Source organism: Arthrobacter sp. I3 (assembly GCF_000520575.1).
In the GTDB taxonomy this organism is placed as follows: domain Bacteria; phylum Actinomycetota; class Actinomycetes; order Actinomycetales; family Micrococcaceae; genus Arthrobacter; species Arthrobacter humicola_A.
Genome location: NZ_KI914969.1, coordinates 120,525 through 132,131 on the forward strand (window position 1 = coordinate 120,525; position 11,607 = coordinate 132,131).

9 protein-coding genes are annotated in these 11,607 nt (G+C 66.7%); 7 read left to right on the forward strand and 2 right to left on the reverse strand.

What is annotated here, in order from left to right:
• Genes Y706_RS0121690 through pknB form a run of 5 tightly spaced genes read left to right on the forward strand, consistent with a single transcriptional unit; the run spans position 1 to position 8,511 of the window.
• Entirely contained in the window at positions 1-1,791 is a 1,791-nt protein-coding gene (locus tag Y706_RS0121690; RefSeq protein ID WP_028278227.1) for a PP2C family protein-serine/threonine phosphatase, read from the forward strand.
• The gene (locus tag Y706_RS0121695; RefSeq protein ID WP_028278228.1) at positions 1,788-3,233 is read left to right on the forward strand and encodes an FtsW/RodA/SpoVE family cell cycle protein; all 1,446 of its coding nucleotides are present in this window, start codon (positions 1,788-1,790) and stop codon (positions 3,231-3,233) included. Before Y706_RS0121690 ends, Y706_RS0121695 begins: the two co-directional genes overlap by 4 nt.
• Positions 3,230-4,687 (forward strand): peptidoglycan D,D-transpeptidase FtsI family protein, encoded by a 1,458-nt coding sequence (locus tag Y706_RS0121700; protein WP_028278229.1) that lies wholly within the window; start codon positions 3,230-3,232, stop codon positions 4,685-4,687. Before Y706_RS0121695 ends, Y706_RS0121700 begins: the two co-directional genes overlap by 4 nt.
• On the forward strand, positions 4,684-6,528 hold the full coding sequence (locus tag Y706_RS0121705) for a protein kinase domain-containing protein (protein ID WP_028278230.1): 1,845 nt from the start codon (positions 4,684-4,686) through the stop codon (positions 6,526-6,528). Before Y706_RS0121700 ends, Y706_RS0121705 begins: the two co-directional genes overlap by 4 nt.
• Positions 6,529-6,534: 6 nt before the next feature.
• Positions 6,535-8,511, forward strand: coding sequence for a Stk1 family PASTA domain-containing Ser/Thr kinase (gene pknB / locus Y706_RS0121710; protein WP_028278231.1), 1,977 nt, complete (start codon positions 6,535-6,537; stop codon positions 8,509-8,511).
• A gap of 63 nt (positions 8,512-8,574) precedes the next feature.
• On the opposite strand, the gene Y706_RS0121715 is transcribed toward pknB, so the two are convergent.
• Together Y706_RS0121715 and Y706_RS0121720 are read right to left on the reverse strand one after the other, a co-directional pair.
• A complete protein-coding gene (locus tag Y706_RS0121715; protein WP_028278232.1) occupies positions 8,575-9,216 on the reverse strand; it encodes an anthranilate synthase component II in 642 nt (213 codons plus the stop codon).
• A gap of 170 nt (positions 9,217-9,386) precedes the next feature.
• On the reverse strand, positions 9,387-10,154 hold the full coding sequence (locus Y706_RS0121720; protein ID WP_084476316.1) for a class E sortase: 768 nt from the start codon (positions 10,152-10,154) through the stop codon (positions 9,387-9,389).
• Between the two features lie 176 nt (positions 10,155-10,330).
• Between Y706_RS0121720 and Y706_RS0121725 the strand changes: the two genes are divergently transcribed.
• Entirely contained in the window at positions 10,331-10,585 is a 255-nt protein-coding gene (locus Y706_RS0121725; protein ID WP_028278234.1) for a cell division protein CrgA, read from the forward strand.
• A 105-nt stretch (positions 10,586-10,690) separates the two neighbouring features.
• Entirely contained in the window at positions 10,691-11,296 is a 606-nt protein-coding gene (locus tag Y706_RS0121730) for a DNA-3-methyladenine glycosylase I (protein WP_028278235.1), read from the forward strand.
• Positions 11,297-11,607: the final 311 nt, after the last annotated feature.

Consider the following 11,607-nt stretch of genomic DNA (forward strand, 5'->3'; position numbering starts at 1 on the left):
GTGGCTGCCCCGGAATTTCCCGCAGACAGGGCCGAAGGCAAGACAACTGCCCCGAAGCGGCCGCTCATCATGCGCTACGCCGCGCGGTCAGACGTCGGCCGCATCCGCGCCAAGAATGACGACTCCGCCTACGTCGGCCGGCACCTCGCCGTCGTTGCCGACGGCATGGGTGGCCATGCCGGCGGCGATGTTGCCTCCGCCGCGACCGTCCTGGACATGATCCACCTGGACCATGACGACTACGATGGCGACGCCGGCACCGTCCTCGCCGACGAAATCCAGACAGCCAACTCCCTGCTGTCCGAACTGGTCCACATGAATCCCAAGCTCGCCGGGATGGGCACCACGGTCACGGCCCTGCTCCTCGCCGAAGGAAAGCTCCACTTCGCCCACATCGGTGACTCCCGGGCCTACCGGCTGCGCGACGGCGAGTTCGAACAGGTCAGCGTCGACCACACCTTTGTCCAGCGGCTCATCGATGAGGGCAGGCTCCGCCCCGAAGAGGCCGAAACGCATCCGCACAAAAACGTCCTCATGCGCGTGCTGGGGGACGTCGATGCCAGCCCGGAGCTGGATCTCGACACACTGGCTGTCCAGGCCGGGGAACGATGGCTGCTCTGCTCGGACGGCCTGAACTATGTGGCCGGCCACGTCGTGGAGCGCACCGTCCGGGAGACGAAGGACCTGGGCGAATGCGCCGAACTGCTGGTTGAACTCACGCTGGAGGCCGGCGCCCCGGACAACGTGACCGTGGTGGTACTCGACATTGCCGAGCCGACCCGCGATGACGTCCGGACCGCCGCCGTCGACGTCGTGCCAGCGCCCGCAGCGGCCGCCGGGACATCAGCGCCCAACGCATCGGCCGGGCCCCTGGCCGGCAGCACCGTTGGTGCCGCGAAAACCCCCGGCGGGTCCCTAAAGAAGGACTCCTCCACCCAGGACACCGGGTCCGCCGCGCTGGCCGCCGCGGCAGGAGCCTCGGGGCCGCCGCCGGCCGACCCGGCCCCAGGGTCCCCGGCCGACGGCACATCGCCGGCCGCCGCCGCACAGAAGGCCGCCGAGGGCAAGGAGCCCGAGACCACCACCGACCCGCATCTGGGCGAACACCTCTCGGCCGAAGTCCTGCGGGAAGAACTCTCCATGCGCCCGCACGAACTTGTCGGGGCCGCCGCCGCAGCGGCGGAATCAGGGTCCATTCCTTCCATCGCCGGACGCACCGTGGCCCGGCGCGCGGCCACCGTCCTCACGCACAAGTCCGAACAGGACCGCGAGGAGGCAGACGACTTCAGGCCCGCCGGACGGCCGCGCCGGTGGCTGACGGTATCCATTGCCGCCGCGATCGTCGCGCTGCTGGCCGTCGGACTCTGGCTTGGCTACGCCTGGACCCAGACGCGCTACTACATCGGCGAACACGATCAGCATGTGGCCATCTTCAACGGCGTCTCCCAGCGTCTCGGGCCAATCCAGCTTTCCACTCTCGAAGCGGTAACCGATATCAAGATGTCCGACCTTCCCGAATTTTCGCAGCAGCGGGTGCGGCAGACTGTGCCCGCCCGCGACCTCTACGACGCGCAGCGGATCGTCAAAAACCTGGAACGCACAGGCACGACCGCCCCGGCCGATGAATGCCTCACCCCGTCCCCCGCAGCGACAGCCGCCGGTGCCACCCCCTCCCCCGGCACCACGGCCAAGCCGGGCTCTACGGCGTCGCCAAGTGCCACAGCCTCGCCTGGAGCGGCCAAGCCTTCGCCATCCGCCACCCCGACTACGAATTGCGAGGGGGCCAAATGACACCCATCGACCCCGTGCCCAGGCCACGACGAAACGTAGAGCTTGTCCTCCTGGTCCTCGCCCTCGCCGTAGGAATTGGTGCCCAGGCACTCGTGGGCGTGGACCGGCAAAAAGCGTTCGACACCGACTTCTGGTTCCAGTCCGGGCTCCTGGCGCTGGCCGCCCTCGCCTTCCATGTGGTGCTGCGGCTCCGCGCAAAATATGCCGACCCGGTAATACTTCCGCTCGTGGTCGCGCTTAACGGGCTGGGCCTGGCCATGATCCACCGGCTGGACAGGGTGGGCGAAGACACCGGCAACAACCAGCTGCGCTGGACCCTGGTGGCCATGGCGGTCGCGATCGCGGTCATTTGGTTCCTCAAGGACCACCGGATCCTGCGCCGCTTTACCTATATCTCCCTGGCCATCAGCGCCGTGCTCCTCATCCTGCCGCTGGTTCCCGGCATCTCCGCCGGAGAGGTCCTGGGTGCCAGCGTCTGGATCAAGATCGGTTCCATGACCTTCCAGCCGGGTGAAATCGCCAAGATCACGCTGGCCATCTTCTTTGCCGGCTATCTGTCGTCGAACCGGGACCTCATCCTGCTGGCGGGCCGCAAGATCGGCCCGGTGCAGTTCCCGCGGTTCAAGGACATGGGCCCCATGATCACCGCCTGGCTTGTGAGCATCGGCGTGCTGGTCTTCCAGCGTGACCTCGGATCCTCGATCCTGTTCTTCGGCTTGTTCCTCGTCATGATCTACGTCGCCACGAGCCGCATCAGCTGGGTGATCATCGGCCTCGTGTTGATTGCCGTCGGCGGCTTCGTCGCTGCCCGTGTGTTCTCGCACGTGGCCCTGCGGATCGACGGCTGGCTCAACGCGTTCACCGATGAGGTCTACGGGCGGCAGTTCGGCGGCAGCCTCCAAATTGTCGAGGGCCTGTTCGGCATGGCCAACGGCGGCCTGGTCGGCACAGGCCTCGGCCAGGGCCGGCCCAACCTCGTACCCTTCGCCAACAGCGACATGATCATCGCCTCCTTCGGCGAGGAACTGGGCCTGATCGGCGTCTTCGCGATCGTCCTGATGTACCTGCTGCTGTTCACCCGGGGCTTCCGCGCCGCGCTGGGCACCCGCGACGCGTTCGGCAAACTGCTCGCCACCGGGCTCTCGTTCGCGATCGCGCTGCAGTGCTTTGTGGTGATCGGCGGCGTGACGCGCCTGATCCCGCTGACCGGACTTACGACGCCGTTCCTCGCCGCCGGCGGGTCCTCGCTCCTGGCGAACTGGATCATTGTGGGTCTGCTGCTCATGATTTCGCACTCCGCGCGCGGCCCGGTGGATACAACGCCGCTGCCGCCCGGCCAGGAACCCGGTGCGCGCAAGAACTTCCCCGTGCTGCCTGCCAAACCGGCGCCGGATCCCCGAAACAGTCCCGACGCACCCACCGAGGCGGTGAAACAGCTGTGAACCAGGCCATCCGCAATTCATGGATTGCCGCCATCGCGATGTTCGTGCTGGTCTTCGGCGCGCTCAGCTATGTGCAGGTGGTTGGCGCCGACGAGCTTAAGGCCAACGCCTGGAACAGGCGCGCCATCCTGCAGAACTACTGCAACGACCGCGGTGCGATCATTGTCGGCGGCACCCCGGTGGCAGAGTCCGTGCCCGCCACGGAGAGCTGCAAATTCCAGCGGACCTACTCCCAGCCCGAGCTCTACGCGGGCGTCACCGGCTACTTCTCCAAGAACTACGGCCTCACCGGACTCGAGAAGTCGATGAACGATGTCCTGGCCGGCAGTTCGGACCAGCAGTTCCTGGACCGGGTGGGCCAGTTGTTCCTCGGCAACCAGCCCAAGGGCGCGTCCGTGGAGCTGACCCTGGACCCCAAACTCCAGAAGCTTGCCTACGACCTCATCCCGGACGGCATTCGCGGGCACATCGTGGTCACCAACCCGAAGACCGGCGCGGTCCTGGCCATGGTGTCCAAACCGTCCTATGACCCCAACCTGATTGCCACCCAGGACCCGGCCGCCGAACAGGCCAATTACACCGAGCTGAACCAGGTCCCCGGGATCAACCTGAACCAGAACGTCTCTGGACCCACGGGCGAGCTGCTGGCACCCGGATCGGTGTTCAAGCTCATTGACACCTCTGCGGCGCTGAAATCGGGCAAGTACAACAAGGACAGCGACCTGCCCAACCCGGCCGAGATGTCCTTCCCGGGCATCGACTACAAGCTGCCCAACTACGCGGGCGGCAACTGCTACACGCGCACGACGGCGTCGTTCGCGTTTGCCCTGCAGCAGTCCTGCAACACACCGTTCGCCAGCATCGCCCTGGACCTGGGGCAGAAGGCCATCGGGGACGAGGCGGAGAAATTCGGCTTCGGCCAGGACTTCGGCGACCAGCTCAAGCTGGACAGCGCCCCAAGCTTCTTTCCGAGCGAACCGCTGGACGACGCCGGGCTGGCGCAGTCCTCGATCGGCCAGCGCGACGTCCGCGCCACACCGCTGCAGATCAACACCATGACGGCGGCGATCGCCAACGACGGAGTGCAGATGCAGCCGAACCTGATCAAGGCCGTACGCGCCCCCGACCTGCGGACGATCAGCGAACCGAAACCCCAGGCCCTGCGCACCGCCACGAGTCCGGAGATCGCACGGCAGATCAACGAGTGGATGGTCAGCGTCGTCGACGACGGCATCGCACACCGTGCGGCCGTGCCCGGTGTCCAGGTGGCCGGCAAGACCGGTACCGCAGAACTCGGCAACGGCCTGAACAATTCTTGGTTTACCGGGTTCGCCCCGGCAAATGACCCGCAAGTGGCCGTCACCATCGTCATGGAAGGCGTAGACATCACCACTGGCGCAAATCTAACCAGTCCGAACGCGAAGAAGATTTTTGAGGCGGTGTTGAATAAGTGAGGCCTACTTCGGGAATCACCCTCGGCGGCAGATTCCAGCTGACCACGCGCATTGCGATCGGCGGCATGGGAGAAGTCTGGAAAGCCAAAGACCTGATCCTTGGCCGCATCGTCGCCATCAAGGTGCTCAAGGAGGAATACACGGGCGACCCCGGTTTCCTGCAGCGCTTCCGCGCCGAGGCACGCCATACCGCCCTCCTGAACCACGTGGGCATCGCCAACGTCTTCGATTACGGCGAGGAAGAGGGTTCCGCCTACCTGGTCATGGAACTGGTTCCGGGCCAGCCGCTGAGCAGCATCATCGAGCACGAACAGGTGCTGTCCCCGGACCGCACCCTTTCGATGATCGCCCAGACGGCGCGGGCCCTGGCCGTCGCCCACGCGCAGGGCCTCGTGCACCGGGACGTCAAGCCCGGAAACCTGCTCATCACCCCCGACGGCCGGGTCAAGGTCACCGACTTCGGCATCGCCCGCCTGGCCGACCAGGTTCCGCTGACCCAGACCGGCCAGGTGATGGGCACCGCCCAGTACCTGGCACCCGAACAGGCCACGGGCCAGACGGCCACCGGAGCCTCGGACATCTACTCCCTTGGCGTGATCGGCTATGAGTGCCTCACGGGCCACCGGCCGTTCTCCGGGGAATCCCAGATCGCCATCGCGCTGGCCCAGGTCAACGACGCGCCTCCGCCGCTGCCGGACACACTGCCCAGGCCCGTCCGCGCGCTGCTGATGTCCATGCTGGCCAAGGATCCGAAGAACCGGCCGGCCGACGCCATCAAGCTGTCCGAGGCGGCCGAGGCCATCCGCAACGGTGATATCGCCGCCGCACACGCAGCCGTACCGGGCATGCTGCTTTTCGAGGCAGCCACCGGGCCCATCACGGCCCCCGTCGACGTCCCCACAGCGGCCACCAGCGTTATTGGCTCCAGCGCCGCAGAGGACAAGTCGACGTCGGCGACGTCCGCGCTGCCCGTCGTGGGCGCCGCCGGTGCAGGTGCAGCCGCGGGCCTGGCAGCAGGCGCTGCCGCAGCCAGTGGCTACGGCGCCCGCAACGCCCTCAACCGCGCCGATGCCCTGGCGGCCGAGCGAAGCTGGGTGCAGGAAGAGGAGGAAGAAGACTACGACGAGCCGGAGGAGGAGCCGAAGCGCCGCGGACGCAGCCCGTGGACGTGGCCGCTTATTGCGCTGATCCTGCTGGTGGTCTTCGCCCTGGTCGGCGTGGTCCTGAGCCAGGCCGGCAGTCTCTTCCCCTCGCAGGGTCCGGCCGCGAGCAGTGCCACGTCCAGCATCGCGAAACCGAGCAGTGCCACGCCGTCGGCGTCGTCGGCTTCCCCGACCGAGACCCCCACCCCCACGCCCAGCTCCGCGACACCCACCGAATCCACCCCGGCCGCGGTCAACCTGATCCCGGATGCCTACCTGGGGCGGCCGTACAACGATGTCCGCAATGAGCTGATCGGCAAGGGGCTGCAAGTCACCGGTGTCGAGGTCGTCAACGACGCGACGCCAGGCACCGTCACCAACATCGATCCCTCCGGCGCGGTCCAGCCGGGCACCACCATCACGGTCAGCTACTCCAAGGGCCCGGAAATGGTCGAGGTCCCGTCCATCAAGGCGGGCGCCAGCGAAGCTGAAGTCCAGCAGGCAATCCAGGACGCCGGGCTGCGCTGGGCCAAGGGAGCCGACGTCAGTCCCACGAACAAGAAGGAAGATCCGGGCACTTTCGTGAGCTCCCAGCCTCCTTCCGGGTCCAAAGTGACCGCGGGAAGCGTCGTGACCTACCACCTCGCCAAGGCAACGGCCGCATCCCCTTCACCTTCAGCTACCAAGTCCGGACCCTAAACGATCATGAGCAATACACCCCGCACTCCGTCGCACAGGGAGGAACGCCCGGCGAACACGCAGCGCGTCCTCAGCGGGCGCTATGAGCTGGGTGAGCTGATCGGCCGTGGCGGTATGGCGGATGTTTTCCGCGGCCTCGATACCCGGCTGGGACGTACCGTGGCCGTCAAGCTGTTGCGCCCGGACCTGGCCCGGGATCCGCAGTTCCAGGCCCGCTTCAAGCGCGAGGCCCAGGCTGTCGCGGCACTCAACCACCCCTCGATCGTGGCTGTCTTCGACACCGGGGACCACGCGGTCCCCGGTGACCACGACGACAGCGTCCGGGTGCCCTACATCGTGATGGAGTTCGTTTCCGGCAAGACCATCCGCGACATGGTGCGGGCCAAGGACGTCACCATCGACCAGGCGATCGACTTCACCCTGGGTGTGCTGTCCGCGCTCGATTACAGCCACAAGGCCGGGATCGTGCACCGCGACATCAAGCCCGCCAACGTGATGTTTTGCCCCGATTCAAACAGCGTCAAGGTCATGGACTTCGGAATCGCCCGCGCCATTGCGGATTCGTCCGCCACCATGACACAGACGCAGGCCGTCGTCGGCACGGCGCAGTACCTGTCCCCGGAACAGGCCCGGGGCGAAGCCGTCGACGCGCGCAGCGACCTGTACTCCGCCGGATGCCTTCTCTACGAGATGCTGACCGGCCGGCCGCCGTTCATCGGCGACAGCCCCGTCTCGGTGGCCTACCAGCACGTTCGTGAGATCCCCGAGCCCGCCAGCAGCCTCAATCCCGACGTCTCCGCCGCGCTGGACAGCGTGTTGATGAAGGCCCTGCAGAAGAACCGCGCCGACCGTTTCCAGGACGCCGCTGCCTTCCGCCGCGCCCTGCGGGCCGCGCGCAGCGGCGTTCCGGTCACGGCGCCTTCCGCCAGCGAGGCCCCCACCGACCCCACCAACGAGGTTCCCCGGCACGACCCCCTGGCGCCCACGGCAGCCTTCTCCCTGACCGGCGCCAAGTTCCTCGACGATTCCCCCGGCGGCCGGCTCCGGCCCGCCGAAGAAACACCCGACGACGAGGAAGTGCTGCAGCCGGCGGGCACCGAACTCTATGGCATTGCGGACACCGGCAGCCTGCCGCTGGCGCTGCCGGTCGAACGCGAGCACACCCCGCGCCAGAAGACGCGGCGCCGTACCTGGATCGCGACGCTCGTGGTTCTCACACTGCTGGTGCTGGCCGGCGGCGGCCTGTGGCTGTACAACCTCATGAACCAGGCCCCGCCGCAGGCGACCAAGGTTCTGGTTCCCACGGTGACGTCCCTGACGGAATCAGAGGCCCTGCAAAGGCTGTACAACGCAGGTTTCAAGCCACAGCTCCAACGGCTGCAGCACGAGAGCATTCCCAAAGGCACCGCGATTGGCACCGTGCCGACGTCGGGGAGTTCCATGGACGCCAACTCGGACATCATCCTCAACATCTCCGAGGGCCCCAGCGCGATCACCATCCCGACGGACCTGCCCGGCCGGACCGAGGCGGCAGCCCGCGATCTTCTCCACCAAACGGGGCTGACTGGCGCCCTCACCACCAAGATGTCCAACAACCCCACGGTTCCGGTCGGCATTGTCATCACCACCAACCCGGCCCCGGGCCAGGTTGTGGCCGTGGCGGACGCGGTCGAAATCGTCGTCTCCACGGGCAAGGTGGCTGTGCCGCAGCTGATCGGGCTGCCGCTGGCGGAGGCGGAGGCGAAACTGAAGGAACAGGGCCTGGTGCTCAAGGCCACCGAAGTGGAGAACTCCCAGGTGGCTCCGGGCAAGGTGACAGGCCAGGCCGACGCCGCGGATTCGCTCGTCGAGCAGGGCAAGACCATCACCGTGACCGTGGCGAAGGCACCGGCGCCGCCGCCCCCGCCGTCGCCCACGCCGACGCCGACGCCGACCAAGAGCGCGTCCAAAGAGGACGCGGCCCTGGGCGGACTGTTCCCCTAACCCGGTCGGGAAAGACCGAAGGTGCCGGCTATCGCCGCTCCGGCGCTTTCGGGGCCTGCCGGGTCAGTGTTTGATGAGCGGGCTCAGGTCCGCTGCCCGTTCGGCAGCGCCCGCCATGCCCAGTGACTCCAGCCAGTTGCCGAGCATCTGGTAGCCGCCTTCGGTCAGGACGGATTCCGGGTGGAACTGGACGCCGCACAGCGGGGCGGTACGGTGCTGCAGGCCCATCACCACACCGGTGCCCGTTTCCGCGGTGATTTCCAGGACCTCCGGGATGCTCTCGCGGACAGCGGCCAGCGAATGGTAGCGGGTGGCCGTGAGGGGCGAGGGGAGCCCCGCAAAGACGCTGGTTCCATGGTGTTCGACGAGGGAAGTCTTGCCGTGCATCAGTTCGGGGGCGTGCGTCACGGTTCCGCCGTAGGCCTCCGCCAGCGCCTGGTGCCCCAGGCAGACACCCAGCATGGGCTTGTCGTGGCTGCCGCACCACTTGATCAGCTCAATGCAGACGCCGGCCCCGGCTGGATTCCCCGGCCCGGGAGAGATAAGGACCCCGTCCCGCGCCTCGGCCATTTCGATCGCCTCGGCGAGCGTGACGTCGTCGTTGCGGACTACGGTGGTCTCCGCACCGAGCTCCTGGAGATAGCCGACCAGGGTGTAGACAAAGCTGTCGTAGTTGTCTACGACCAGGATTTTGGTTGTGCTCATGGGTGCCTTGCCGAACCAATCGTTGAATCTGTTAACTGGGTGAATTGCGCCAGCCAGGGAAAAAGGAACTGAACCATCAATACCAGTGCTCCGGCCGCCAGCACCAGCGCGGTCGCAATCCTGAGCCACAAGGGCCCGGGAAGGCGGCGGAAAAGCCAGCCATACATTCGTCAGCCTTCCCCGGCCGCGCGGGCCGCCCGGGAAATTTCAGCCGGCGGTCCAGCCGAAAGGGACTGCCACCGCTCCAGCAGGGCGTAGGCCACAAAGCGTTCCTCGGAGCCAAAGCGCGGGTTGCAGCTCGTCATGGTCAGGTAGCTCTCCGTCGGTGCGGCGCCCGGCCGCATCGGCACCGGCAACAGCACATCGGTCCGCGAGGGGAGGACTGTCTGGCTGTTCCGGAACACGTAGACATAGTAGCCCTCACGGGTCTGGACGTAGATCCGGTCCCCAGGCACCAGGGCGTCGATGTGGTCCAGGACGGCGCCGTGGGTCTGCCGGTGCCCTGCCACGGCGAAGTTTCCCGCAGCCCCTGGCATGGCCGTGCCCGGATAATGCCCGATGCCCAGGGTGTCCAACACCGCCGGAGTCGTGCCCTGAACGATGGGACGCGTGTAGCCGGCGCCGAAACGGGGAACATACAGGATGCCGATGGTCGCGCCCTCGGCCGGTTCGGGCGCGACGGCGGGTTCCGGGGCAACAGCCGACGGCAGAGGCGGCGATGCGGGAGCGGCTGTTCCAATCCAGCGGGCAAAGTCGTGCACCGCCTCGCGCTGCCGGGCGTCGGAGTCCACATTCGTCCACCACAACTGCCAGGCCACAAAGAGCAGGACAATGATGCCCACGGTCAGGAGCAACTCGCCCGCGACGTGGATGGTGCGCAGGAGCAGCCCGCGGCGGCTGCTAGCCGTCCGGCCGGATTCCTGCTCCAACTCCAGCACTGCGGTTCTCCTCCAAGACGGTTGCAGGGGTCCACGGCGTGGCCGGAACTACAGCTAGAATTGTGCGACACAAGAATTCAAGCTCGACCAAGAGCACGTTGGCCGGCGGGGGCTCGCTTCCTGCAGGATATCAAGCCACGTTGGCCGCTCTTGTTCCAGCCCGCCAAGGAGGATCAGTGCCCGAGTCGAAGCCGCGTAAAAGGACTGCCCGTGTGGCCCCGCAGACTTCTGCCGCGGAGGCCTACAAGCCCAATCCGGTCTGGTTCAAGCCCGTCATGTTTGGCCTGATGATCATTGGCCTGCTGTGGATCATCACGTTCTACATCACCGAGGGCGCCTTCCCGGTTCAGGCTTGGGGCTCGTTGAACATCGTTGCCGGCTTCGGAATCGCGATCATCGGCTTCCTGATGACCACACGCTGGCGTTCCTGACACCAGGCCCGCGCGGCGCACATCCCTGACGGGCCGGTACACACAGTGTGCCGGCCCGCCGCCGTTAACCCACAGCACTAATCCCTGCCCAGCGAAGGAATCCAGATGACCCCGGCAGTAAACGGCTCGACCATTGGCGACGACGGACTGGCGCGGCCGGCGTGGGCCTCCGTGGATCCCATGCTGCGCGAGTATTACGACTCCGAGTGGGGCATGCCCGTCCGGGACGAACAGGGCCTCTACGAACGCATCAGCCTCGAGGGATTCCAGGCGGGGCTTTCATGGGCGACAATCCTGCGCAAGCGGCCCGCTTTCCGCGCGGCGTTCAAGGACTTCGATCCGGAACTGGTGGCACGCTTCACGGACGCCGATGTGGAGCGGCTCATGCTCGATGCCGGGATTGTCCGGAACCGGCTGAAGATCCAGGCAACCATCACCAATGCCCGCGCTACTCTGGCGTTGAGGGACGACGGCGGCCTGGTTGACTTCGTATGGGCGTTCCAGCCGGACGCCACACCCCGGCCGGACTCCCTCGATGAGGTCCCCACCACCTCGGCCGAGTCCATCGCGCTCTCCAAGGCGCTGCGCAAGAAGGGCTTCGCCTTCGTAGGGCCCACCACGATGTTCGCGCTCATGGAGGCCATCGGAATGGTGGACACCCATCTGCTGGACAGCCACCGGCGCGGGTCATCGGGCGTCTGGCCGCAGTGACCCGTCGATGACCCGGCGAGCTCCCGCTTCGTTATCCACAGCTGTGCACAAGTCTGGGGAAACTTATCCACATTGTTCATAAGGTTCCGGGTCTTCATGCGGTTCAGCCGGGTTCCGAGGCCACAGCGGGGCGCAAAGCCACTGATGAGATCCCCGGCCGGTACTGAATTACACAGCTGTAAGTTATTAACAGTGTGGATTTCCTGTGGACAAGTTCCCTGATCCCGGCAACAGACCGCGGATGGCACCGGGGCCCCGCCGCACGGCCGGCTCACGGCAGCCTCGGGGCCGGCTCGGGTCCGGCCGGCCGC

What these genes read in the sequence shown, in the direction of transcription:
- pknB (WP_028278231.1), top strand. Translation starts at nt 6,535, where the DNA reads ATGAGCAATACACCCCGCACTCCGTCGCACAGGGAGGAACGCCCGGCG.
- Y706_RS0121695 (WP_028278228.1), top strand. Translation starts at nt 1,788, where the DNA reads ATGACACCCATCGACCCCGTGCCCAGGCCACGACGAAACGTAGAGCTT.
- Y706_RS0121730 (WP_028278235.1), top strand. Translation starts at nt 10,691, where the DNA reads ATGACCCCGGCAGTAAACGGCTCGACCATTGGCGACGACGGACTGGCG.
- Y706_RS0121715 (WP_028278232.1), bottom strand. Translation starts at nt 9,216, where the DNA reads ATGAGCACAACCAAAATCCTGGTCGTAGACAACTACGACAGCTTTGTC.